Here is a 22,773-nt window from a genome sequence, read left to right as displayed (position 1 = left end):
GATCACGAGGATCATGAAGACCGCGAGGACTACGAGGTCCACGAGGACGTCAGGAGCCCGGCAGGCCGCCGCCCCGCTGATCAAGTTCAGCCTCTTCGCCCTGGTGACGATGGTGGCGACGGCCCTGCTCGCCGCCACCATCGTCAACATCTCCTTCACCCCCGAGCACACGTACCGCGCGGTGTTCAGCGACGTGACGGGCCTGGAGAAGGGCGACGACATCCGGGTGGCCGGGGTGCGGGTCGGCGAGGTCGAGGGCATCCGGATCAAGGACCGGACGCTGGCGGAGGTCACCTTCACTGTCGGTGAGGACCGGCCGCTGCTGAACAGCACCGGCGCGGTCATCCGCTACCGGAACCTGGTCGGACAGCGTTACGTCGCCCTGACCGAGGGCGCGGGAGACGGCACCCGGCTGAAGCCCGGCGCCACGATCCCGCTGTCGCGCACCCAGCCCGCGCTGGACCTCAACGCGCTGCTGAACGGCTTCAAGCCACTGTTCGCGGCGCTCAGCCCGCAGGACGTCAACCAGCTGGCCACCGAGATCATCCGGACCCTCCAGGGCGAGGGCGGCACCGTCAACAGCCTGCTCGCGCACACGGCTTCGCTCACCACGACGCTGGCCGGCCGCGACAAGCTGATCGGCTCGGTGATCGACAACCTGAACACCGTGCTGGAGACGCTGGACAAGCGCGGCACCCGTTTCTCCGGGCTGCTCAAGCAGCTGCGTCGGGTGATCTCGGGGCTGTCCGCCGACCGCAAGCCCATCGGGCAGTCCCTGGTGGGCATCGGCGATCTGACGCACGCCACCTCGGGGCTGCTCAAGGACGCGCGTCCGCCCCTGAAGGACGACATCGCCGAGCTGACCGATCTCACCGGAACGCTGAACAAGAACGAGAACACCGTGGAGGGCGTGCTGAAGCGGCTGCCGAACAAGCTGGGCGAGCTGACGGGGACGGCGTCCTACGGCTCGTGGTTCAACTTCTACCTCTGCGACTTCGACGGCCGGATCGTGCTGCCGAAGACGAAGCAGGTGCTCACTCCCGAGCTGCATGTGGCGAGGGCGAGGTGCGGCGCATGACAAAGCACTTCCTTCCGCGCAGGACCCGTAAGCGCCGCCCGGAGCCGCTGGTCAAGGTCCGCATCGACCCGCCGAAGCTGCCGAAAATACGGCTGCTTCCGCGCCGGGCACCCCGCCCCCGCCGCCCCGAACCCCTGGTGAAAGTCCGCATCGACCCGCCTCGGATACGGCTTCCACGGATCCGCCGTCCGCGCCTCACCCCGTTCCGTGAGCGAAACCCCGTGGTGATCGGAGCCGTCGGTCTCACCTTCCTCGCGCTGCTGACCGTGGCCGCGTTCAACGCCGACAGCCTGCCGCTGATCGGCGGCGGCGAGACGTACAGCGCGGCCTTCTCGGAGGCGGGCGGCCTCAAGCCCGGCGACGAGGTGCGGATCGCCGGCGTCAAGGTCGGCAAGGTCAAGGACGTCGATCTGGACGGTGACCACGTCAAGGTCACCTTCAAGATCAAGGGCGGTCCGGGGTTCGGCACCGAGACCGGCGCCTCGATCCGGGTCAAGACGATCCTCGGCGCGAAGTACCTCGCGCTGCATCCCAAGGGACCGGGACAGCTGAAGCCCGGCAGCGAGATACCGCTGAAGAGGACGGTTCCGGCGTACGACGTCGTGCAGGCGTTCAGCGATCTCACCACGACGACGGAGAAGGTCGACACCGACCAGTTGGCGAAGGCCCTGGACACCATCTCCACCACGTTCCAGGACTCGCCCACCGAGGTGCGGGCATCCATCAAGGGCCTGTCGAAGATCTCCCGGACGGTCGCCTCGCGCGACAAGGCGCTGGGCGAACTCCTCGACCACGCCAACGGTGTCACGGGCGTACTGGCCGAGCACTCCGAGGACTTCACCGCGCTGGTCAAGGACGGCGACCAGCTGTTCAAGGAGATCAGCAAGCGGCGCAACGCGATCCACAAGCTGCTGAAGACCTCCGCCGCGCTCGGCATCGAGCTCTCCGGCCTGGTCGAGGACAACGACAAGGAGATCGGGCCCGCGCTCAAGGGCCTGAACACCGTGGTGCGGATGCTCGAACGGAACCAATCCAGCCTCGACCGGAGCGTCAAGCTGCTCGCGCCCTACGTCCGGGTCTTCAGCAACGCCCTCGGCAACGGCCGCTGGTTCGACAGCTACGTCCAGAACCTGGTCGCCGCTCCAGTGGTGCCGCGCACGGGAGGCACCCGGTGAAGAACCTGAAGAGGCGCGTGGCCGTGGTCACCGCACTCGCCCTCGTCGCCGCGCTCACCTACGTGCTGTGGCCGCGCTCCGAGTCCGTGCACGTCACCGCGTACTTCCCGCGCACCGTCGGCATCTACCCCGGCTCGGACGTCCGCGTCCTCGGCGTCCGGATCGGCGAGGTCGAGAAGATCACGCCGGAGGGCGACCGGGTGCGGGTGGAGCTGAAGTACGACGAAGGCCGCAAGGTGCCGGCGGACGCCAAGGCCGCCATCATCAACTCCTCGGTGGTCAGCGACCGTTACGTACAACTGCTGCCGGTGTACCGAAAGGGCCCGGTTCTGCGGAACGGCGCCGTCATCCCCGAGACACGGACGGCCGTACCGGTCGAACTGGACCGCGTCTTCGACAGCCTGCACACGACGGCCGACGCGCTCGGCCCCCAGGGCGCCAACAAGGACGGCTCGCTGTCGCGGCTGCTCGGGGTGAGCGCGGACAACCTCGCCGGCCAGGGCGAGAACCTCAACCAGACGGTCGAGGACCTCTCGCAGGCCGTCACCACGCTGTCCGACGGCCGCACGGACCTGTTCGGCACGGTGCGGAACCTGCAGGTGTTCACGGCCGCGCTGGCCGCCGACGACAAGAGCGTGCGGTCCTTCAACACCAGCCTCGCCGAGGTCGCCGGACAGCTCGCGGGCGAGCGCAAGGACCTCGCGGACGCACTCAAGAACCTGGGGACGGCGCTCGGCGACGTGTCCGCCTTCGTGAAGAACAACAAGAAGTCGCTGACCTCGAACGTGCAGGGCCTCAGCAAGGTGACCAAGGTGCTCGTCACCCAACGGGCCGCACTGGCCGAGCTGTTGGAGGTCGCTCCCACGGGTCTGTCGAACCTGAACAACGCCTACAACCCGTCCTCGGGCACCCTCGACACCCGCAACAACGCGCAGCAGGCACAGGATCCGGCCTCACTGCTGTGCTCCGTACTGAAGACGACCGGCGACGAAGGCGGCAAGAGCCCCGACTGCAAGGAGCTAAAAGACCTCTTCGACTCCCTGCCGAAGGTGCCTCGGGGCTCCGCGGTGACGGGCACGGTCGACCGGACGCTCGGCGGAATTCTGGGGGCGAGCGCATGAGCGCACTGCGCAAGGTCGGGGTGGTCGCGTGGGCCGCGGTCGGCTCGCTGCTGCTGTCCGGCTGCGAGTTCAACGGCTGGTACGACGTCCAGCTGCCCGGCGGAGCCGCCGCCGACGGCCACGCGTACCACGTCACCGTCGAGTTCCGCGACGTCCTCGACCTGGTGCCGCAGTCGGCGGTGAAGGTCAACAACGTCACCGTGGGCGCGGTCGAGAAGGTCGAACTGGACGGCTGGCACGCGCGCGTACGGCTGCGGGTCGCCGACTCGGTGAAGCTGCCCGCCAACGCGGTCGCCGAGCTGCGGCAGACCAGCATGCTCGGCGAGAAGTACGTCGCGCTCTCCGCCCCGACCGGCACGGCCCCCATCGGCCGGCTCGGCGACGGCGACCGCATCCCGCTGTCCCGCAGCGGCCGCAACCCGGAGATCGAGGAGGTGCTGTCCGCGCTCTCCGCGCTGCTCAACGGCGGCGGGGTGGCCCAGCTCAAGACGATCACCGTGGAGCTGAACAAAGCCCTCGACGGCCGGGAGAGCCGGGTCAGATCGCTGCTCAAGGAGCTGAACACCTTCATCGGCGGCCTGGACGACCAACGGAAGGACATCGTCCACGCCCTTGAGGCCGTCGACCGGCTCGCGGGGCGGCTCGGCAAGGAGAAGAAGACGATCGCCCAGGCCGTCGACACGATGCCACCTGCCCTGAAGGTCCTGGCCGACCAGCGCCGTGATCTGACGAGGATGCTCACCGCCCTGTCGAAGCTGGGCAAGACGGGTACCAAGGTGGTCAACGCCTCGCACGACGACACGGTCGCGAACCTCAAACAGCTGCGGCCCATCCTGCAACAGCTGAACAAGGCGGGCAACGATCTGCCCAACTCCCTTGAGCTGCTGACCACTTACCCGTTCCCGCGCAATGCGGTGGACGCCGTCAAGGGCGACTACGTCAACCTCGACATCACGGCCGACCTCGATCTGTCCGACCTCTACGGAAACCTGACGGACGGCAACTCCGGCCGGGGCAAGGGCGATTCCCAGAAGCCCGGCACTCCCGACGTACCGGATCTTCCCGATCTCCCCGATCTCCCCGATCTCCCCGATCTCCCCGATCTGCCGAGCGTGCCGACACCCACCGCGCTGCCGAGCACACCGAGCCTGCCGACGTCACCCTCGGTGCCGTCGGCCCCCTCGGGCGGGGGCGGGCCGCTGTGCCCGCCGGTGTGCACCAGCAGCTACACCACCCGAGGCGGGCTGCCCGAGGGGATGGACCTCGCGCTCGCGGAGCTGATGCTGAAGGGGGTTCAGCCGTGATCACCCGTACGGTCAAGGCCCAGCTCCTGGCCTTCGCCACCGTCACCGCCGTCGGGGTGTCGTACGTCGGCGCCGAGTACACCGGTCTGGTGGACGACGTCCTGGGCCGCGGCTACACCGTGCAAGCGGACTTCGCCGACTCCGGGGGCATCTTCCCCGGCGCCGAGGTCACCTACCGCGGGGTGCCGGTGGGTCGCGTCGGCGCGCTGCGGCTGACCGGCTCCGACGGCGTCTCGGTCGCTCTCGACATCAGGGACGGCACGCCACGCATCCCGGCGGACACCCTCGCCGTGGTGGCGAACCGTTCGGCGGTGGGCGAGCAATACGTGGATCTACAGCCACGTACTTCGCATGGCCCATACCTCCTCGACGGCAGCGCCATCCCGCGCGGCAGCACGCGCGTGCCACTGCCCACGACGGACCTGGTGCTGAGCCTGGACCGGCTGGTGAACTCGGTCGGCAAGGACGATCTACGAGTCACCGTGGACGAGTTGGGCAAGGCCTTCTCGGGCACCGGCCCGAATCTGAGCCGACTGGTGGACTCGGGCAACGCGCTCGTGGAGTCGGCCTCCGAGTCACTCCCCCAGACGATCTCGCTGATCGAGGACTCGCGAAAGGTCCTCAAGACGCAGTCCGACCAGGGCTCGTCCATCAAGTCGTTCGCGCACGACCTGGCGGCTCTCACGGCACAGCTGAAGTCGAGCGACGGAGACCTGCGCAAGCTGATCGGCAACGCGACACCGGCCGCGCAGCAGGTGAACTCGCTGCTGAAGAACATCTCACCGCGACTGTCGGTCCTGCTGGCCAATCTGATCAGCGGCGGCCAGGTCACGCTGGCCAACCTGCCCGGCGTGGAACAGTCCCTGGTCACCTTCCCGGCACTGGTCGCGGGCAGCTACACGGTCGTCCCGGGCGACGGCACCACCCACTTCGGCCTGGTGGTGAACGCCGACGACCCGCCGCCGTGCACCCAGGGGTACGGCACGGCACGGCGCGACCCCTCGGACACCAGCCCGCGCGAGGCGAACACCGACGCGCGCTGCACGGCCCCGCGCGGAAGCAAGACGTCGGTACGGGGCGCGCAGAACGCCCCCGGCGCGTCGGCCGCTTCCGGCGATGCGAACCAGGCGGCGTACGTGACGCCGTACATCACGCCTTACGACCCGGAGACCGGCACCACGACCGGCCCGGACGGAAGTCCGGTCGAGATCGGCTCGACGGGTGGCCAACAGGCGGTGTTCGGAAAGGAGTCGTGGCAATGGCTGCTAGTAGGGCCGATGGCATGAGCGGGACCATGAACAGGACCATGAGCGTGACCGTGTCGGGCAAGACCCTGTCGAGCAGAGCGTGGTCGGGCAGGGCGTGGTCGGTGGCGCTCGCCGTGGCGACCGTCCTCACGACGGCGCTGACGATCTGGCTGATCCTTGGGCTCTACGACCAGCACGACAGGGCGCAACGGCGCCAGGACATCCTGGTCGCGGCCCGCCAGTCGGCGCTGAACTTCACCTCGCTCGACTACCGGCACTACGACCGGGACAGCGCGAACGTCCTCCGGGGCGCCACCGGCGACTTCAAGAAGCAGTTCGCCGCGCAGACCGAGCAGCTGACCAAGCTCGTCGCCGCGAACGAGTCCGTGTCCGAGGGCCAGGTCCTCGACGCGGGCATCGTCCGATCCGACGAGCACTCGGCCCGCGTCCTGGTGGTCGCCGACAGCAAGGTGACCAACACCGCCGCCCCCAAGGGCGAGGCGCGCACCTACCGCCTACAGCTCGACCTGGTGCACCGAAACGGCCGCTGGCTGACCTCCGACGTCGAGTTCGTCGGCTGACCGCGCCCTCCCCGCCATACGACCCATGAGGACATGAGGAGTAAGACCGTGGCGAAGACGACCACCCGCAGCCGCGGCTCCGGATCCGGCACCCGGCACACCATGACCGCGGCCGCCCGCGCGGCGGCCAAGCGCGCGGAGCGCGGCCACCTCGAACCGGACCCGGCGTCCACCGACGAAGAGGCCCCGGGACGGCACGAGGCACCGACCGCCGGCCGCACCGTGCTCATCGAGGCCCCCGATGAGGACGGCTGGGACGACCCGCCCGAGCCCTCGCCGGAGTGCTTCGAGGAGGACCCACCGCAGGAGGAGGGCGAGCCCGGCCCCGGTACGGCTACGCGGCACGGTCGGCGCCCGCTGCTCACCGCCGCCCTGTGTGTCCTGCTCCTGGCGGGCCTGGTCGCGGCCACCGTTCTCGGGTGGCGCTACCGGGAGGGCGTGCGGGCCGAACAGGCACGCGGTCAGGCACTCGCGGCCGCACGCCAGGCGGCGCCGGTCGTGCTGTCGTACGACTACAGGCACCTGGACCGCGACTTCGCCGCGGCCCGCGCCCGGCTCACCGGGCACTTCCGCGACGAGTACCGGAAGACCACCACGACGGTGGTCGGGCCGACGGCCAGCAAGTACCACGGGGTGGTGAAGGCCACGGTGGCGCAGCCCACCGGCGGCTCCCCGGCGGCCTCCGTGATCTCGGCCTCGGCCGACCGGGCCGTGGTCCTCCTCTTCGTCAACCAGGTGACCACGAGCACCCAGGTCTCGGGCTCCCGCGTGGACCTGAACCGGGTGCGGATGACAGTGGCCCTTACGTCCGACGGCTGGAGGGTGAGCGGGGTCGACGCGCTCTGACATCTGCTTCTTCCGGGGGCTGAAGGTCGCCGCCCTTGGGGAAGAAGCTGTCGGTGATGAGCTCGTCCCCGGCCTGCGCCTGGCACTTGACGTCGTTGAGGAAGAGGCCCTTGGAGCTGACGAACGTCTCCGGCAGGCCGGCGACGGCCCGGATGTCGGCGTGCCGGATCGCCCCGTCACTGACTTTCGCGTTCTGGTTCAGCAGGCAGTGGGACACCAACGCGATCGGCATGGCCTGTCTCTCCATGGGTGCGCCTTGTCGGTTGTGGTGCGCGAGCGATGGCGTCCGCCGCTCAACGGCCTGACGGCGGACGCCGGTTCAGCCGGACCGGGACCTCGATCGGTCCCTGTACTCCGGATGGCGGGCCCCAGCGCACGGCGCCCGTCGGCTCCGGGGTACGGAATCGCGCCGCCAGGGCCCTGAGTACGGCCGTCAGTTGGCGCTCGGAGGCCGTGGCGCCCATGCAGTAGTGGAGACCCGCGCCGAAGCTGAGGTGCGGGCGGGTCGGTTCGCGCAGGGGGTGGTAGGAGTCGCCGTCGGGTTCGGCGTCGCGGTTGGCCTGCACCGCGCACAGGAGTACCGGCCGGCCGGGTTCCAGGGTGCGGTCGGCCAGCGTCAACGGCACTTCGGTGAAGCGGATCTGGATCGGCGCCGTCGGCATCCCGCGCAGCAGCTCCCCGTACGGCCGCCCTGGCGATCGTCTCGTCGTCGGCCGCCGCCGACCAGGTCCGCGGATGGTCGGCGAGTGTGGCCACCAGCTGGCCGAGCGCGAGGCGATACGGCTCGAACCCGATGAGGAGCGACATCCTGGAGCGCGTCCAGTCCGTGCGCCCGGCTGCCGTGACGCCCTCCCGGCGGGCCAGCCGGCCGAGGAAGTCCTGCACCTGCTCGACCGCCGACTTCGCCTGCGCGAGGGTCTGCGCCGGCGTCAGCCGGTGGATGAGCGCCAGGTCCCGCACCGGCTGTGCGATCTCGCGATACGTCCCCTTGTCGATGTCGAGCAGCCGTGCCGCCTGGGCGTGCGCGATCGAGTCGGCGACGTCCGCCACGAACTCGCACTCACCGTCGAGTTCGGCGGTGGCGGCGAGTGCCTCCGCGGCGGCGAAGGACGGGTCGAAGACCAGGCCGCGGAGGAGGGGACGCATGCTCTGCCGCAGCGCGTCGTGGTCCTCGGCCCGGGAGGAGATGAGCAGCGAGGCTCACCAGGCCCCGATCGCGTGGTCCGTCACCCCGGAGTGCCGAAGCTGCCGCCAGGGGTCGTGCACCAGGGTCGGCTGCCGCAACAGCCGACCGACCGTCGCGTGAGCGCAGACGACGGGACCGTACATGCTGTCCAGGAGCCGGCCCTCGGTGCGAGCCAGACACAAACGGTGGTCGTCGAAACGGAAGGAGGGGGAGTCGACTTCGATGAACGAGCAGGGAATTTCGTTTCTCTCTGCCACTTGCGACGTCATCTTGTGGTCTCACTCGTGCGGTGCCCGCATACGCGAGCCATTGTGCGCACGGCGTCCGGCCGTCAGCGACGTCCCCGAACGGGCGTCCCTCACCCCCGTGAGAGGGGGCCGTCCTCCTCGCGGCTCACCTCGTGGTGGCGGCCGTCGGGGCGGGGCAGCGGCTTGAGGTCGACCTGGATGCGGTGCGTGGAGTCATGGCTCACCGAGCCGCCCAGCCGGGCCTCGACCACACCCAGGCGCAGCCCCGCACCGCCCTCGCCGGCCCGGTGGAACTGCACCGAGAACTCCAGGCTGACCTGCTCCACACTGAACCGCCAGTCGCTCTCGGCGCCCTCGGCCTGGGCCCGGGCCAGTTCCGCACGTACCGTGCCGATGGCCTCCGCGAGACCGATCGGATCCGGATCCCCCATGGCAACACACCGCCGCCTTCCGTTGATTGACCGATCCAACCTGGTCACAAGTCTAGGGACGGGCGATGCCCCGCGCGTAGTGTGAGACAGCATGGGGGAACTGCGTGCGGACTGGAGACTCAGGCTGCGACGCGAGGACGCGCACGGCCTCGTCTGCGGGGCCGGTGTACTCGTCGACCAGCACACGGCGCTGACCTGTGCACACGTGGTGCGCCACCCGGATGCCGTGATGTGGCTGGAGTTCGCCGAGAACAGCGCGCTGGAACCGGTGGCCGCCCGGGTGATGGCGGGCGGCTGGCTCCGGGAGGGCGGACACGGCGAGGACGTCGCCGTGTTACGGCTCGACAGTCCGCGCCCGCAGGCGCGCCCCGCTCCGCTGGAACCCGTGCTCAGGGCCGGTACGGAGGTGTACACGACCGGGTACGCGGAGGGCTTCGACGACGGTATGAGCCTGTGGGGCCGGATCAGCGGCGCCAGCGGCGAGCGGGTACAGCTCGACGCCGTCACCAAGGCCGAGGTGGTGCGCGCCGGGTTCAGCGGCGCAGCCGTGTGCACCCGGCCGCTGGAGGGTCGTCCGGCCCGGGTGGTCGGCCTCGTCGTCAGCTGGCGCGGGGACATGGGCGAGCTGCTGTCCGAGGACAACCGGCTCGCCTTCTCGTATCTGGTGCCGGTCGACCGCATCGCCGAACTCTCGCCCATAGTGGAGGAGTTGAGCAGCCCGGACGCCTGGGATCACGGCTTCGAGGAGCGACTGGGCCGGTGGTACGACGACCCGGACGAGGACCCGGTGAAGATCACCGTGGTGCCCCCGGGCAGCGGCAAGGACCGCTCGCTGCGCCATCTGCTGCACCGTGCCGACATCGTCCATCGCGGCGGCGACAGCAGACCGCACCTCGCCGACCAGGCCCTGGGCCGGATCTCCTTCCCGGTCGGCGAGTACCTCGCGTACTGGGACTGGCTGCTCGGCACCGCGCGCCACCCGACGGGCACGGCCGCCACCCCCGTCCGGCCCGTGACGGTCGTCGTCGACGGCCTCGACGAGGAGCCCCGGCCCGGCCCGCTGCTCGAACTCCTCGTGCGGCTGAGGGTGTTGGGCTTCCGGCTGCTGCTCGTCTTCCGCCACGAGGGCGGCATCGGCTGGAACACGGCCCGTGACGACCTGCTGCGGCCCGCGCTCCTCGGCCACGCGGACGCGCTGCTCGGCCGGCTACGACTCGCCGAGTTCGGCAATGCGATCCGCCGCGACGTCGTCGGCAGCGCCTCCCTCGACTCCGTCACCGAGACCGCCGACCTGCGCCGGGCCGAACTCCGCCGGATCGGCGCGTTACCGGACCCGCAGCGGCAACTGCCCCGGCTGCGCGCACTGCTCAGAACCCTGCGCGCCGACCTGGACCGCCAGGGAGGCCGGTGATGCGGGGGCACCGCCCGGACCGGGCCGGGAGGCAGGACGAGGGGAGCATGACCGGCTGCCCGCACCGGAACTTCGACGGCTCCCGCTGCCAGGGCTCCGTACTGCCCACCGGCTGGTGCGACCAGTGCGGCCGCGCGGAGCGGGGCCCCGCACTGCCCGCCCTGCCCGAGGACCCGCGGGACCTCGGCCCCCGCGACCTCCTCACGCTCCCCGACCGCGCACCGCGCCCCGCCGAGGCACGCCTCGTCGGTACGGAGACACCACTGCGTATCCGGATGGGCTGCTCGGCCGCCGACTGCGGGATCACCTTCGCCCCGCCCTACACCGAGGGCCCCGTGCCCATCACGGGGTACTGCCCGGCGTGCGGCGAGCGGTACTCGTACGAACCCGAGCTCACCGAGGGCGAGTTGCTGCGCGACCAGTACCGGATCATGGGGCCCATCGCACACGGCGGCCAGGGCTGGGTCTACCTCGCCGAGGACACCCATCTCGGGGACATCGTGGCCGTCAAGGGGCTGCTCAACCGGTACGAGCACGACGGCGCCCGGCTCGCCGACGTCGAGCGCCGCAACCTGGTCGCCATGCGCCACCCCCGGATCGTCCAGATCCGCGACTTCGTCGCCCGCGGCGACGGCACCGGGGAGATCACCGGCGGCTACATCGTCATGGACGACGTCGGCGACGGCACCCTGGAGAAGGTCGTCGAGGAGACCCGGCGGGGCGAGTCGGTGCTCGACATCGAGCACGTGGCGGCGTACGGCTGCCAGATCCTCGAAGCCCTGGTGCATCTGCACGCCGGCGGTGAACGGGTCTTCGTCTACGGGGACATGAAGCCCTCGAACGTCGTGCACCACGGGGACGGCGTCAAGGTCATCGACCTCGGCGGCATGCGCGAGGAGGGCCAGAGCCGGCCGCCCGCCCATGTCACCAACGACTACATGGCGCCGGAGACCGCGTTCTCGGGCCTGCCCACCGTCGCCCACGACCTGCACACCGTCGGCGTCACCCTGCGGGAACTCGCCCACTGGGCCGTCGACGAGGTGCCCGGCCTCGGCACCGGCTCCTTCTGGCAGGTCGTCGAGCGCGCCGTGCGGACCGACCCCGGCCGGCGCTTCGCCGACGCCCGCGAGATGGCCGGCCAACTGCGGGGCGCGCTGCGGGAGATCCGGGCCCTGCGCGGCAAGAGCGACCCGCCCGAGCCCTCCGACTACTTCCGTCCGTCCCCGCAGCTGCTCGGCGCCCGGCTCGGTACGGTGCCGGGCATCGAACACTGGCTGGAGCGGCCCCGCCGCGACCGGTACGCGCCGCCGGTGGCCCCCGCCCTCGACCTCGGCGCCCCCACGCCCACCGAGATCGCCGGCTGTCTGCCGGTGCCGCGACGCTATCCGGGCGACCCGCAGACCGCGCGGTTCGAGGTGAGCAGCGGTTACGACCCCGGGCTGCTCCTCGACCAGGAGGACGAGAAACCGGCCTCGGTGGAGATCTGCCTGCACAACGTGCGTGTCCTGCTGGGCCGGAACACCCGGCGCGACCTGGAGCTGGCCCAGGCGGAACTCGACACCGCCGACTCCGTCCCCGGGCCGTCCGCGGTGCGCCGATGGCGTCTGGAGTGGCACCGCGCGCTGCTCGCGCTGCGTCACGCCGGTCTCCACGACACCCCGCAGCAAGTCGCGGACGCCCAGGGCCATTTCCTGCGGGTCCACCTCGAACTGCCCGGCGAGTACGCCCCCAAGCTGGCCCTCGCCTACTGCGGGGAGCGGCTCGGCGACCACGGCAACGGACCCACCGCCAGGGAGCTGTACGAGGCGGTGTTCGCCCGCAACCCCGCGCACGGCGGCGCCGCGCTGGGGCTGGCCAGGCTGGCGCTGCGCGCGGGCGACCGGCGGGCGGCCCTCGACGTGCTCGGCCGGGTGGGGCCCGGCACCCTGGACCACACCGTGGCCCGGATCGCGTCCCTGCGGATCCGCGCGGCCCGGCTGCCCGGGGACGTCGGTCCGCCGTCGAAGAACTTCGCTCCGCTGCCCGCGCCCGCCGAGGTCGACGCGGCGCTGGCCGAACTCCCCGGTCTGGTGGGCCGCGGACCGGGCGCGGGAGAGCCGAGCCTGTCCGAGGAGGAGGCGCTGCGGCTGAGCACCGAGCTGCACGAATGGAAACTGGACGCGCTGCACCACCAGAGCGACCGGACCGGCGCTCCGGGCGCGGGCGCCGGCCGGCTCGACGCCCGCCGGCTCAGACGTCTGACCCCGCCGGAGCGCGAGCAGCGCAGGCGGTTGGAGTCGCTCTACCGGCAACTGGCCGCCCGGCATCGGCAGTCGGCCGCCACCCACGAACACCTCGTGGACCTCCTGCACGCGGTACGACCACAGACCCGAATCTGACCACACGGCCCGACCGAAGCGAACGACGCAGCCGCACGGCAGCACACGAGCACCGCACGACACGACAGCACACGGCACGACAGCCCGCGGCACGACAGCGCACGGCACGACAGAGCCGGGCGGCACCACGCAGTAGCGCAGCGCCGCAGACGCGGTGTCCTCGGTGACGAAGGGAAGGAGCGGTGACGGAGGACATGAGCAGCCACACCCGGCCGTCGCAGCCGGGCATCCGACTCCACGTCGACCTCGACGGTGACCTGCGCCCGCACCGCAGCGCGAAGATCGAGGCCCATCTGCGGGTCGACGTGGCCGCCGACGGCGCCCCCACCGACCTGCCCGCGGTCGAACTCGCCGTGATCATCGGCGTGGACGTCGCCGAGTCAAACCGGGCGGCCGTACGCCAGGCTCTGCCGGCCGCGCTGCGCGCCCTGCCCGACCGGATCTCCTTCGCCGTGCTCGGCAGCGGCCCCGAGCCGGTCCGGTGTTATCCGCGGGGCGACGACACGTGGGCCGTCGCCGACCAGAACCAGCGGCGCCGGGCCGCGTTCGCCGTGGGCTCGCTGCCGCTGCACCGGGACGGTCCGCGTCCCGCCGGGTACGCCACCTGGGCGGCCGAGGCGCGGGCCCTGCTCGCCGACCGCCCGCTGTCCGTACCGCATCTGGTGCTGATCACCGACGGCAGCAGCGCCGCCGGCGAGACGCGTCTCGAGGAGGAACTGGACGCCTGCGCCGGGAAGTTCACCTGTGACGTGTTCGCGGTGGGCGTCGACTGGAACCCTGATCCGCTGCTGGCCATCGCCGAACGGCTGCACGGCACCGCCCAGTTCGTGGACGAGGGTCTCGGCCGGGCGGTCACCGACGCCGTCGCCCGGCTGCGCCGGGTGGGCACGTCCCAGCTGGCGATCGAGGTGACCGTGTGCCCCTCGGTGCGCCAGGTCTCGCTCAGCGAGAAGGCGCCCCGGCCGCACCGCCTCGTCGGGTTGCCCCGGTCCGGCCGGCCGCGCGGCTGGAGCTTCTCCACCCACCAGTGGGAACAGGGCACCCGCGACTACCTGCTCACCCTGGTCGCCAACGCCGACGACGACCCGCTGGAGACCGAGCTGCAGTTCGCCATGGTCTCCGTCGCCGACGTCCATGTGCCGGTCGTCGCCCGCTGGCACCTGCCCCGGCAGTCCGCGCCGCCCGGTCCGGCGGGCGGCGGCAGTGTGCGCAGCCTCAACGCCACCGCCCGGATGCGCGGCGCCCTGCGCGAGGGGCTCACCGCGCTCCAGGGACACCGGCCCGACACCGCCCGGGAGTGCCTGGCGCAGGCGGCCCAGCTGGCGGTGCGGTTCGGCACGGACTGGGTGCTGGACGAGATCCGTACGGTCGCCGACATCGAGGACGCGGCCGCGGGGCGGATCCGGCTGCGCGCCGTGGACGCGGGTGCCCTCGGCCCGATGATCCTGCGGGCCGGCTCCCGTCCGGGCGGACCCATGGCCGACCTCGTCGACGCACCGCCCGGCCCACGCTGCGGCACCTGCCGGAGCCGGGCCGGGGGCGAGGCCCGTTACTGCATCGTCTGCGGGGAGAAGCTGCTGTGACGACCGTACGGACGACCCTCTTACGGCGGTACTCCCCCGCCGCGTTCTGGCGCGGGCGGCTGAGCCACTGGCGGACCCGCCGGCTGCTGGAGACGCATCTGCTGGTGCTGTTCCTGTGTGCCGCCGTGGCCTCGACCTCCCTGTTCTTCTCCTACCGGCAGACCCAGCGCGGCGCCGCGGCCCTCGCCGCCCGTGAGGCGCCGGCCGTGCAGGGGCTCGCCGCCACCCGGCTGGCGGCGCTGCGGGCCGACCAGGAGGCCCACGCCCTGGTGACGACACACCTCGTCGACGTGGCGGGCTCGGGCGAGACCTACCGGTCCCAGCTGTCCGCCGCCGACCAGGGCCTGTCCCGGATCGCCGACCGCACGGACCAGGACCTCGGCACGGTCAACGGTCTGCTCGCCACCTACGGGAACTCGCTCAACCTGGGTACGTCCATGTACCGCGACCAGCCGCTGATGCGGGAGCAGAAACTCGACGAGGCACACTCGCTGCTCACCCGCAGCACGGTCGGGCTCGCGCCCCGCCTCGACGCACTGCAGCGGATCCAGCTGCGGCACGCCGAGGCCACGGCCACCATGGGGCAGCGGCAGCGGGCCGGCTGGTGGCTCGCCGAACTCGCACTGGCCGCGCTGGCGTTGACCCTGCTTTCGGCGCTGTTCGTGCTGCGCGACCGGTGCGGCCGCGACTGGAACCCGTATCTGCTCGCGGCCTTCGTCCTCACCGTCCTGCTCGCGGTGTTCCCGCTACTGACGACGTCGGCCACCGAGGACCGCCTGGACAGAGCGCTCGCCGACCTCGGGCAGATCACCGAGGTGTCCCGGTCCCGGCACACCGGCCCGGGGCCGGCCGGGGCGCAGCAGAGCGTCGCGCAGAAGTCGGAGGAGGTCCGGCAGGAACTCACCGACGGCGGCTGGACCGACCGGATGTACCGGGGCACGGTCGTCGGCGGCCTGCTGGTCGTCGTCCTGCCCGCGCTGGGCCTCGGGCTCCGGCTCGACAGCGACTACTGGAGGCGGCGGTGACCCGGCGGTTCAAGGTGCTGGTCGTGCTCGTGGTCATGCTGCTGATCGCGGCCGGCGGGCTGGTGGTGGTCTGGGCACGGCACGACGACCGGGAGCCGGTGACCATCCTGGGGACCTGGACCGGGGAGCAGGCGGAGCAGTTCGAGGCCGTGCTGCGGGACTTCGGCATCCCCTTCCGCTACCAGGGCACCGCCGCCCAGCGCGAGGTGCTGCTCTCCAAGGTGCAGTCGGGAGAGCCCCCGGACATCGTGATCATGCCGGGCATCGGTGAACTCGCCGAGTACGCCGACCAGAACCGTCTCAAGCCACTGAACAGGCTCTACGACCCGCGGCAGTACGGCGCCCCCTGGAACGCGACCGGCACGGCCTCCGCGTCCGTGTACTGGGTCCCGGTCAAGGCGGACCTGAAGAGCATCGTCTGGTACCGGCGGGGCGAGAGGCCCGCCGACTCACCCGCGCCGTTGCGGAGTTGGTGCATCGGCATGGGGGACGACGGTGCCTCCGGCTGGCCCGGCACCGACTGGGTCGAGGACCTCGTGCTGCAACGGGCGGGGCCGGCCGTGTACGAGAAGTGGGCGCTGGGCGCCGGCGACGCGCAGTGGTGGCGGAGCGCCGCGGTGCGCTCCGCCTGGCAGGCCTGGGCCGGTCTGCTCGGGCAGGACCGGGCCGGGGCCCGGCACGCCCTGCTCACCGACCACCGCGGCGCCCCGGACAGCGACGGGCTGCTGTTCGGCGGCTGGGGCGGATGCGATCTGGAGCACCAGGGATCGTTCGCGAGTTCCTTCTACAAGACCGAGGCGCCGCACGCGGACCTGACGGACTCCGCTCCGCTGCTGCCCGGCGGCGGCCAGGTCCGGGCCCACGAGGTCACCGGGGACTTCGCGGCACTGTTCAGCGACCGTTCCGAGGCCCGTGAGCTGGTCCGGCGGCTGGCTTCCAAGGAGGGCCAGCAGGAGTGGGCCGACTCGGCGGACTTCTTCTCGGCGAACCGGCAGGTGAAGCCGCAGAACCACACGGTGGAACGCGAGATCGCCGAGCGGCTCCGGGCGGGCCCGCGCTGCCTGGACGCCTCGGACGTCATGGCGCCCGCCGTACGGGACGCCTTCTACGAGGCCGTCCTGCAGACCATCGCCCGGGTCGCCGCCGGCCAGGACCCCGGCATCGCGGTCCTGCTGCGGGACCTTCAGCGGGTGCAGGACGCACAGGGCACCCCCGGCAGAGCGGCGCCGCGGACGGTGTGCAGTTCCCGGTGACGGGTCCGTCGCCGGCCGCCTAGGGCAGAGCTTTCTCGATCGCCGCCAGCCAGGTGTCGACCGGTCCGGCCGTCACCAACCCGCTGCCCGCGCCCGCGAGTTGGCCGGCGGCCGGGCGCAGCCCGTCCTGGCAGCGGCGCAGGGCCCCGCGATCGCCGACCGCCAGGGCGACGGCCGCCACGACACACCACAGCGCCTCCTGCACGAGGTCGGCAGGAGGCTCGGGCAACCCGTGCAGCGCTTCGCGGGCCGCCCCCTCGCCGTCGGCGGCAAGAGCGAGCCCCGGCCGGATCCAGGGGAGATACGGCCCCCAGTCGGCGTCCGGGTCGAGGGCCGCACGGATGCCGTAGGGCCGCCCGGCCAGGCGCAGGCAGAGCAACGCGAGCGGAAGCAGCCCGGCGCGCACTCCGGGCATGCCCGGCCCGTCCAGCAGCCGGTCGACCTCGCGGTAGGCGGCCTCGGCGCGCTCCGGATGCCCGGTCGCGGCCAGCCGCAGCGCCCGGTACCCGTCCGTGAACACCCGGACCAGCGGCAGTTCATGGCGGTCGGCCAGCCGGTCGGCCGCCTCGGCGTGTGCGTCGGCGGTGGTGAGGTCGGCGAGGCCCGCGCGGGCCTGCACCCGGATCAGATGGCCGAGCACCTCGTAGGTGACGAGGCCGTGCCGGGTGGCCAGGGCGATCAGTTCGGTGCCGAGGGCGTCACGGCGCGGGGCGAGGCCGGCCCGGGTGCAGGACTGCATGAAGACGCCGTTGAGGGCGAAGGCGAGCAGCGCCGGATCGTCCAGGCCGCGGGCCAGCCGTTCCGCTTCGACGGCGGCCTCGGCGGCACGGGCCGCCCGGGTGCCGCGCGACTCCAGGGCGACCGTGGCGAGCAGTCGGCAGCGGGCGGTGTCCCGGGCCGGGGTCACGGGCAGCCGGGCCAGTGCGCGTTCGGCGGCCTCGACCACGCGGCGGGCGGCCGCCGGGTCGTCCGAGCGGGTCCAGATCGCCGGGACGTCATAGGCGCCGATGATCCTCGCCGCCAGCTCCGGGTCGCCGGACTCCTCGGCCGCGGTGATCGCCGCGGGGCGGTGTTCACGGGCGGCGGCCAGCCCGCCGGAGCCGGTCACCGCGAGGGTGCGCAGCAGGCCGACGGTCGATTCGAGCCGGGCCCGGGCGTCCGCGGCGACGGTACGGTCGTACGCCTCGGCCGCCCGGGACCACACCCGTGCCGCGACGGCCTCCCGCTCCGCGTCCAGGGCGGGGTCCTGCGCGAGGATCCCGGCCTCCAGCCGCCGCAGCGCCGGGCCGGGGTCGAGTCCCAGCTGGTCGGCGAGGGTCGCGCGGGCCCGGCGCAGCACCGCCAGGGCGTCGCCCTGGCGGCCGGTCCGGTAGAGGGCGAGCGCCAGCAGCCGCCATCCCTCCTCGCGCCACGGGTGCCCGGTGAGGTGGGCGTCCAGATCGGGCACCGCCTCGGCCGCCCGGCCCCCGTCGAGCAGCGCCTCGGCCCGCTGCTCGACGGCCCGGAGCCGCAGCTCGGCCAGCCGGGCCCGCTCGCCCCCGCACCACTCCTCGTCGGCGAACTCGGCGTAGGCAGGCCCCCGCCACAGCTCCAGCGCCTGCCGGAGCCGCCGGGCGGCCCGCGCGGGCTCCTCCTGTACGGCGGTCTCCACGGCCGTCTCGAACCGCCAGGCGTCCACCGCCGCCGTTTCCGCACGCAGGGCGTAGCCGGGTCCGTCGGTGACGAGCAGCCGGGCCGGGGTGCGGGGCGGGCGGTCGGGTTCGAGAGCGCGGCGCAGGTCGCCGACGAAGGTACGGACGGCGCCGACGGCGGTGGGGGGCGGCTCGTCCCAGAGGTCGGCGACCAGGCGGCCCACCGGCACGACCCTTCTGCGGGCCACGATCAGCCGGGCCAGTACGGCGCGGTGCCGGGGGCCCTTCAGAGCGAGCGGAACACCGACGCGCTCGGCCGTCACGGGTCCGAGCACCCCGAAGGCGACCTGCTCCATCCTCACCCGCCCCACGGTATATCCCGGCCCACGCCGGACCCCGGCCCACGGCAGCTCCCGGACCCGCCGGATCCCACCTCACGCCGAACGCCCCACGCCGGACCCCGGACCCGCCGGATCCCGGCCCACGCCGGACGCCGGACCCGCCGGACCCCGGACCCGCCGGACCTCGCCCCACGCCGGACCCCGGACCCCGGACCCGCCGGATCCCACCCCACGCCGGACCCCGCCCCACGGCAGGTGCTGATCCACCGCTGATCCGGGCGCGGGAGTCTCGGGGCATGAACATCCCCGGTTTCACAGCGCACCATGTCCCGGTCGCCGACGGCGTCTCCCTGCACGCGTCCGTCGGTGGCACCGGCCGCCCGGTCGTCCTGCTGCACGGTTTCCCGCAGACCCACCTGATGTGGCGGCAGGTGGCCGCCGACCTCGCCGCCGACCACACGGTGATCTGTCCCGACCTGCGCGGCTACGGCGCCAGTGACAAGCCGGCCGACGCGGACGGGCTGACGTACGCGAAGCGGACCATGGCCGCCGACGTGGTGGCGCTGGCCCGCGCCCTCGGCCACGAGAGCTTCGCGCTGGCCGGGCACGACCGGGGTGCGCTGGTGGCGTTCCGGGCCGGCCTGGACCATCCGGACAACGTCACGCACCTCGCCCTCCTCGACGTACTGCCCACCCTGGACATGTGGGAGGTGCTGCACGGCAGCACCGCCGCCGTGGCCTTCCACCTCTACCTGATGGCCCAACCCCCTGGTCTGCCCGAGCAGTTGATCGGCGCCGCCCCGGACCTGTTCTTCGGTCACTTCCTCGACCTGTGGACCCGGGACCCCTCGGCGATCCCCGCCGACGTCCGCGCCGCCTATCTCGCGGCCTGCCGGGCGGCGGTGCCCTCGATCGTGGCCGACTACCGGGCCTCGGCCGGCATCGACGCCGAGCACGACCGGGCCGACCGGGCCGCCGGGACCGTGCTGGGCATGCCGGTGGCCGTGCTCCAGCAGGACTGGGGCGCGGCCCTCGGCTACGACGCGGCCGCGCTGTGGCGGGCCTGGGCACCGGACCTGGACCACCGCACGGTGAACTGCGGGCACTTCATGGCGGAGGAGGCACCGGACGAGGTCACGTCCGCGCTGCGGAAGCTGCTGACCCGGTGATCCGGGTGGTGATCCGGACCCGGCACCGCCGGGGTGCCGGGCCGCCCGGGACCGCGCCTCAGCCCTTGCCGAGGGTGACGTCCTGCTGCTGGACGGCATGGAAGGAAGGCAACGGCAGGCCGCCTTGGGGGCGCAGCTCCATGATCGTGGCCTCCACATGGGCCGCACCGCGCTTCAGCTTCTCCGAGGTCACCTTGCCGGTGTTCTCCCAGTGGTGCTTGTGGCCGTCGCACACGGCCCGGGTGCCGCCGACGCCGTGGCGGTAGTTCGGCGATTCCTGGCTGACCGACGAGCTGACGAACACCGGGCCCGAGGCATCGGTGCAGGTGTAGGTGCCGGAGAGGGTGACCGTGCCGTCGTCGGCTAGACGGCCGGTGTGATCGACGGTGACGGACTCGGCGGGGGCGGGGGCGGCGGTCGCGGGGGCGACGGCGGCGCAGAGCAGCGCGGCGGAACCGAGGCCCGCGGCGAGGACGGGGCGTAGGGGCATGACATCCTTCCCTGGTCGTGGTGTGGGGCATGCCCTGGATACCGGGCGGCCGGCCCGGGAAGCGTGACCATCACCCCTTCGGTGGCGCGTCCCACCACACGGAAGCCACGAACCGCACCGCGGAGGCGCGGCGCCACCGTGTGCTGTCCCGGGCGCGCGGCGACCGTCGTGGGAGCGTCCGGGAGTTGTCCGTGTGTTGTCACAGGTCGCGGCAGGAGGTTCCGTGGCGTTCACGGCGGGAGCATGGTCTGGTCATGCCGGTGGGCGACCGCGCCGGAGGCAGACCCGTGGAGGTGCGCCATGTGTTCCCATCAGTTCCCGAGCGCGACGGCCGACCGCGGCCTCCCGCACATCGTCGCCGCCCACCCCGAGCAGGGCTGGACCCTGCTGTGCGACGGCGCGATCGTCTTCGACGACACCGGCGAGCTGCACCCCGACGGCAGCGTGACCGAGCCGCACCGCGGCCCGGCCGGCCGGCTCGCCATCGCCGCCTGACCCGCCGCGGGGAGGGCGCGAACAGAGCTCCGGCGGCTCCGCGGACACCCCGTCGGTCCCCTCCCCGGAATCCTGACTCATGTTCAGGCGCGTACCGGAGGTGACCAGCAGCGATGCCGGGGACCTAAAATGATCAACGTGTCCGAGCAACACGCCCCGAGGTCCCTCATCGTCACGCTCTACGGCGCGTACGGCCGTTTCCTGCCCGGCCCGGTGCCCGTCGCCGAGCTGATCCGGCTGCTGGCCGCCGTCGGCGTGGACGCCCCTTCCGTACGGTCGTCGGTGTCCCGGCTGAAACGGCGCGGCCTGCTGGCGCCTGCCCGTACCGCGCAGGGCGCCGCCGGCTACGAACTCTCCGCCGAGGCCCGCCAGTTGCTGGACGACGGCGACCGCCGGGTGTACGCGGCGGCGCCGCCGGAGGACGCGGGCTGGGTGCTCGCGGTGTTCTCGGTGCCGGAATCGGAACGGCAGAAGCGGCACGTGCTGCGCTCCCGGCTCGCCGGACTCGGCTTCGGCACGGCCGCCCCCGGCGTGTGGATCGCCCCGGCCCGGTTGTTCGAGGAGACCCGGCACACCCTGCGCCGGCTCGGCCTCGACCCGTACGTGGACTTCTTCCGCGGCGACCATCTCGGGTTCGCGCCCACCACCGAGGCGGTCGCCCGTTGGTGGGACCTGACAGCGATCGCCAAGGCGCACGAGCAGTTCCTCGACGACCACGAGCCGGTGCTGCGCGGCTGGGAACACCGGACGGACACCCCGCCCGAGGGTGCCTACCGCGACTATCTGCTCGCCCTGGACTCCTGGCGCCATCTGCCGTACACGGACCCCGGGCTGCCGACGAGCCTGCTGCCCGCCGACTGGCCGGGCACCCGTTCGGCCGCCGTCTTCCGGGCGTTGCACCAGCGGCTGCGGGACCCGGGCGGTGCCTTCGCCGGCCTGTGAACGGACCGGTGAGCAGATCGCCGATTGTGAAATGTCCATGGCACGACCCCGTGACCTCTTGCGTACCACGAGTCACTCAGCTAAACCTCAGCTTCCTTGACCACTCCTCTCAGACTTCTTACCTACTCTTCGACGGGTCGTACGCGAGCTTGACGAGACGGTAAGGAAGAGGTCTGTTGCGCATGACCACCACGCCAAGGGCTCAGGGGGCCACGGTCTGGCTGACGGGGTTGCCGAGCGCGGGCAAGACGACGATCGCCCGGCTCCTGGGGGATCGGCTCAAGGCCCAGGGACATCGCGTGGAGGTCCTCGACGGCGACGAGATACGCCGCTTCCTCTCGGCCGGCCTCGGCTTCTCCCGGGCGGACCGCAACACCAACGTGCAGCGCATCGGACTGGTCTCGGAGGTGCTGGCGCGCAACGGCGTGCTCTCCGTCGTCCCGGTCATCGCCCCCTACGCCGACAGCCGCGAGGCGGTCCGCAACCGGCACGAGAAGAGCGGCACGCCGTACCTGGAGGTGCATGTCGCGACCCCGGTCGAGGTGTGCAGCGAGCGGGACGTGAAGGGCCTGTACGCCAGGCAGGCCGCGGGCGAACTGTCCGGGCTGACCGGTGTCGACGACCCGTACGAGCCGCCCACCGACCCGGCGCTGGTGCTGCACACCCAGGACCAGACACCGCAGGAGTCGGCGCACGCGGTGCACGCGCTGCTGGTGCAGCGAGGGCTGGCATGAGCACCTTCACCCTGTCCCACCTGGACGCGCTGGAGTCCGAGGCGGTCCACATCTTCCGTGAGGTGGCGGGCGAGTTCGAACGGCCGGTGATCCTGTTCTCCGGC

General features: G+C 72.3%; 22 protein-coding genes and 1 pseudogene. 17 read left to right on the top strand and 6 right to left on the bottom strand.

Annotated elements, in window-relative coordinates:
- The first annotated feature begins 13 nt into the window (after positions 1 to 13).
- The 7 genes from ACWGJB_RS36260 to ACWGJB_RS36230 are packed head-to-tail and all read left to right on the top strand — an operon-like array spanning position 14 to position 7,352.
- On the top strand, positions 14 to 1,078 hold the full coding sequence (locus tag ACWGJB_RS36260; RefSeq protein WP_453384297.1) for an MCE family protein: 1,065 nt from the start codon (positions 14 to 16) through the stop codon (positions 1,076 to 1,078).
- The gene (locus tag ACWGJB_RS36255; protein WP_453384296.1) at positions 1,075 to 2,253 is read left to right on the top strand and encodes an MCE family protein; all 1,179 of its coding nucleotides are present in this window, start codon (positions 1,075 to 1,077) and stop codon (positions 2,251 to 2,253) included. Before ACWGJB_RS36260 ends, ACWGJB_RS36255 begins: the two co-directional genes overlap by 4 nt.
- Positions 2,250 to 3,374, top strand: coding sequence for an MCE family protein (locus ACWGJB_RS36250; RefSeq protein ID WP_453384295.1), 1,125 nt, complete (start codon positions 2,250 to 2,252; stop codon positions 3,372 to 3,374). The genes ACWGJB_RS36255 and ACWGJB_RS36250 overlap by 4 nt, the downstream gene beginning before the upstream one ends.
- Positions 3,371 to 4,678, top strand: coding sequence for an MCE family protein (locus tag ACWGJB_RS36245; protein WP_453384294.1), 1,308 nt, complete (start codon positions 3,371 to 3,373; stop codon positions 4,676 to 4,678). Before ACWGJB_RS36250 ends, ACWGJB_RS36245 begins: the two co-directional genes overlap by 4 nt.
- A complete protein-coding gene (locus ACWGJB_RS36240) occupies positions 4,675 to 5,964 on the top strand; it encodes an MCE family protein (protein WP_453384293.1) in 1,290 nt (429 codons plus the stop codon). The genes ACWGJB_RS36245 and ACWGJB_RS36240 overlap by 4 nt, the downstream gene beginning before the upstream one ends.
- A 20-nt stretch (positions 5,965 to 5,984) precedes the next feature.
- Positions 5,985 to 6,506 carry a hypothetical protein gene (locus tag ACWGJB_RS36235; RefSeq protein ID WP_453384292.1) on the top strand — a complete coding sequence of 174 codons (522 nt, stop codon included), beginning with the start codon at positions 5,985 to 5,987 and terminating at the stop codon, positions 6,504 to 6,506.
- Between the two features lie 48 nt (positions 6,507 to 6,554).
- Positions 6,555 to 7,352, top strand: coding sequence for a hypothetical protein (locus ACWGJB_RS36230; protein ID WP_453384291.1), 798 nt, complete (start codon positions 6,555 to 6,557; stop codon positions 7,350 to 7,352).
- Here the strand turns inward: ACWGJB_RS36230 and ACWGJB_RS36225 are convergent.
- The 4 genes from ACWGJB_RS36225 to ACWGJB_RS36210 all read right to left on the bottom strand — a co-directional run bounded on the left by ACWGJB_RS36225 (position 7,309) and on the right by ACWGJB_RS36210 (position 9,217).
- Positions 7,309 to 7,599 carry a hypothetical protein gene (locus ACWGJB_RS36225; protein WP_453384290.1) on the bottom strand — a complete coding sequence of 97 codons (291 nt, stop codon included), beginning with the start codon at positions 7,597 to 7,599 and terminating at the stop codon, positions 7,309 to 7,311. The two genes, ACWGJB_RS36230 and ACWGJB_RS36225, sit on opposite strands and share 44 nt — an antisense overlap.
- Positions 7,600 to 7,645: 46 nt before the next feature.
- Positions 7,646 to 8,014 carry a hypothetical protein gene (locus ACWGJB_RS36220; RefSeq protein ID WP_453384289.1) on the bottom strand — a complete coding sequence of 123 codons (369 nt, stop codon included), beginning with the start codon at positions 8,012 to 8,014 and terminating at the stop codon, positions 7,646 to 7,648.
- Between the two features lie 538 nt (positions 8,015 to 8,552).
- On the bottom strand, positions 8,553 to 8,795 hold the full coding sequence (locus ACWGJB_RS36215) for a hypothetical protein (RefSeq protein WP_453384288.1): 243 nt from the start codon (positions 8,793 to 8,795) through the stop codon (positions 8,553 to 8,555).
- A 101-nt stretch (positions 8,796 to 8,896) separates the two neighbouring features.
- On the bottom strand, positions 8,897 to 9,217 hold the full coding sequence (locus tag ACWGJB_RS36210; protein ID WP_453384287.1) for a trypco2 family protein: 321 nt from the start codon (positions 9,215 to 9,217) through the stop codon (positions 8,897 to 8,899).
- Between the two features lie 91 nt (positions 9,218 to 9,308).
- Here ACWGJB_RS36210 and ACWGJB_RS36205 point away from each other — a divergent pair, with 91 nt between their 5' ends.
- The 5 genes from ACWGJB_RS36205 to ACWGJB_RS36185 all read left to right on the top strand — a co-directional run bounded on the left by ACWGJB_RS36205 (position 9,309) and on the right by ACWGJB_RS36185 (position 16,867).
- A complete protein-coding gene (locus ACWGJB_RS36205) occupies positions 9,309 to 10,628 on the top strand; it encodes a S1 family peptidase (protein WP_453384286.1) in 1,320 nt (439 codons plus the stop codon).
- Positions 10,628 to 13,006 carry a tetratricopeptide repeat protein gene (locus ACWGJB_RS36200; RefSeq protein ID WP_453384285.1) on the top strand — a complete coding sequence of 793 codons (2,379 nt, stop codon included), beginning with the start codon at positions 10,628 to 10,630 and terminating at the stop codon, positions 13,004 to 13,006. Before ACWGJB_RS36205 ends, ACWGJB_RS36200 begins: the two co-directional genes overlap by 1 nt.
- A gap of 194 nt (positions 13,007 to 13,200) precedes the next feature.
- Positions 13,201 to 14,589 carry a vWA domain-containing protein gene (locus tag ACWGJB_RS36195; RefSeq protein ID WP_453384284.1) on the top strand — a complete coding sequence of 463 codons (1,389 nt, stop codon included), beginning with the start codon at positions 13,201 to 13,203 and terminating at the stop codon, positions 14,587 to 14,589.
- The gene (locus tag ACWGJB_RS36190) at positions 14,586 to 15,614 is read left to right on the top strand and encodes a hypothetical protein (protein ID WP_453384283.1); all 1,029 of its coding nucleotides are present in this window, start codon (positions 14,586 to 14,588) and stop codon (positions 15,612 to 15,614) included. Before ACWGJB_RS36195 ends, ACWGJB_RS36190 begins: the two co-directional genes overlap by 4 nt.
- Positions 15,611 to 16,867, top strand: coding sequence for a carbohydrate ABC transporter substrate-binding protein (locus ACWGJB_RS36185; RefSeq protein WP_453384282.1), 1,257 nt, complete (start codon positions 15,611 to 15,613; stop codon positions 16,865 to 16,867). Before ACWGJB_RS36190 ends, ACWGJB_RS36185 begins: the two co-directional genes overlap by 4 nt.
- Positions 16,868 to 16,886: 19 nt before the next feature.
- Here the strand turns inward: ACWGJB_RS36185 and ACWGJB_RS36180 are convergent, their stop codons facing one another.
- Entirely contained in the window at positions 16,887 to 18,854 is a 1,968-nt protein-coding gene (locus ACWGJB_RS36180) for a BTAD domain-containing putative transcriptional regulator (protein WP_453384418.1), read from the bottom strand.
- A 281-nt stretch (positions 18,855 to 19,135) separates the two neighbouring features.
- Between ACWGJB_RS36180 and ACWGJB_RS36175 the strand changes: the two genes are divergently transcribed.
- Positions 19,136 to 20,008, top strand: a complete 873-nt coding sequence (locus tag ACWGJB_RS36175; protein ID WP_453384281.1) for an alpha/beta fold hydrolase — start codon at positions 19,136 to 19,138, stop codon at positions 20,006 to 20,008.
- A gap of 58 nt (positions 20,009 to 20,066) precedes the next feature.
- Here ACWGJB_RS36175 and ACWGJB_RS36170 read toward each other — a convergent pair whose 3' ends face one another.
- Positions 20,067 to 20,498 (bottom strand): DUF6299 family protein, encoded by a 432-nt coding sequence (locus ACWGJB_RS36170; RefSeq protein WP_453384280.1) that lies wholly within the window; start codon positions 20,496 to 20,498, stop codon positions 20,067 to 20,069.
- Between the two features lie 300 nt (positions 20,499 to 20,798).
- On the opposite strand from ACWGJB_RS36170, the gene ACWGJB_RS36165 reads away from it, so the two are divergent.
- From ACWGJB_RS36165 to ACWGJB_RS36150, 4 genes and pseudogenes are all read left to right on the top strand, one after another.
- On the top strand, positions 20,799 to 20,993 hold the full coding sequence (locus ACWGJB_RS36165; RefSeq protein ID WP_453384279.1) for a DUF5999 family protein: 195 nt from the start codon (positions 20,799 to 20,801) through the stop codon (positions 20,991 to 20,993).
- Positions 20,994 to 21,122: 129 nt separating this feature from the next.
- Entirely contained in the window at positions 21,123 to 21,935 is an 813-nt protein-coding gene (locus tag ACWGJB_RS36160; protein ID WP_453384278.1) for a PaaX family transcriptional regulator, read from the top strand.
- 182 nt (positions 21,936 to 22,117) lie between these two features.
- Positions 22,118 to 22,669, top strand: a complete 552-nt coding sequence (cysC, locus tag ACWGJB_RS36155) for an adenylyl-sulfate kinase (RefSeq protein WP_453384277.1) — start codon at positions 22,118 to 22,120, stop codon at positions 22,667 to 22,669.
- Positions 22,666 to 22,773: pseudogene (locus ACWGJB_RS36150) on the top strand (sulfate adenylyltransferase subunit CysD); the annotation flags it as partial. The gene cysC and the pseudogene ACWGJB_RS36150, both read left to right, overlap by 4 nt.

The organism is Streptomyces sp. NPDC054813, assembly GCF_053611365.1.
This window is presented reverse-complemented; position numbering and strand designations above follow the sequence as displayed.

What these genes read in the sequence shown, in the direction of transcription:
- ACWGJB_RS36260 (WP_453384297.1), top strand. Translation starts at nt 14, where the DNA reads ATGAAGACCGCGAGGACTACGAGGTCCACGAGGACGTCAGGAGCCCGG.
- ACWGJB_RS36255 (WP_453384296.1), top strand. Translation starts at nt 1,075, where the DNA reads ATGACAAAGCACTTCCTTCCGCGCAGGACCCGTAAGCGCCGCCCGGAG.
- ACWGJB_RS36245 (WP_453384294.1), top strand. Translation starts at nt 3,371, where the DNA reads ATGAGCGCACTGCGCAAGGTCGGGGTGGTCGCGTGGGCCGCGGTCGGC.
- ACWGJB_RS36235 (WP_453384292.1), top strand. Translation starts at nt 5,985, where the DNA reads ATGAGCGTGACCGTGTCGGGCAAGACCCTGTCGAGCAGAGCGTGGTCG.
- ACWGJB_RS36225 (WP_453384290.1), bottom strand. Translation starts at nt 7,599, where the DNA reads ATGGAGAGACAGGCCATGCCGATCGCGTTGGTGTCCCACTGCCTGCTG.
- ACWGJB_RS36220 (WP_453384289.1), bottom strand. Translation starts at nt 8,014, where the DNA reads ATGCCGACGGCGCCGATCCAGATCCGCTTCACCGAAGTGCCGTTGACG.
- ACWGJB_RS36210 (WP_453384287.1), bottom strand. Translation starts at nt 9,217, where the DNA reads ATGGGGGATCCGGATCCGATCGGTCTCGCGGAGGCCATCGGCACGGTA.
- ACWGJB_RS36205 (WP_453384286.1), top strand. Translation starts at nt 9,309, where the DNA reads ATGGGGGAACTGCGTGCGGACTGGAGACTCAGGCTGCGACGCGAGGAC.
- ACWGJB_RS36200 (WP_453384285.1), top strand. Translation starts at nt 10,628, where the DNA reads ATGCGGGGGCACCGCCCGGACCGGGCCGGGAGGCAGGACGAGGGGAGC.
- ACWGJB_RS36195 (WP_453384284.1), top strand. Translation starts at nt 13,201, where the DNA reads ATGAGCAGCCACACCCGGCCGTCGCAGCCGGGCATCCGACTCCACGTC.
- ACWGJB_RS36180 (WP_453384418.1), bottom strand. Translation starts at nt 18,854, where the DNA reads ATGGAGCAGGTCGCCTTCGGGGTGCTCGGACCCGTGACGGCCGAGCGC.
- ACWGJB_RS36175 (WP_453384281.1), top strand. Translation starts at nt 19,136, where the DNA reads ATGAACATCCCCGGTTTCACAGCGCACCATGTCCCGGTCGCCGACGGC.
- ACWGJB_RS36170 (WP_453384280.1), bottom strand. Translation starts at nt 20,498, where the DNA reads ATGCCCCTACGCCCCGTCCTCGCCGCGGGCCTCGGTTCCGCCGCGCTG.
- ACWGJB_RS36165 (WP_453384279.1), top strand. Translation starts at nt 20,799, where the DNA reads ATGTGTTCCCATCAGTTCCCGAGCGCGACGGCCGACCGCGGCCTCCCG.
- ACWGJB_RS36160 (WP_453384278.1), top strand. Translation starts at nt 21,123, where the DNA reads ATGATCAACGTGTCCGAGCAACACGCCCCGAGGTCCCTCATCGTCACG.
- cysC (WP_453384277.1), top strand. Translation starts at nt 22,118, where the DNA reads ATGACCACCACGCCAAGGGCTCAGGGGGCCACGGTCTGGCTGACGGGG.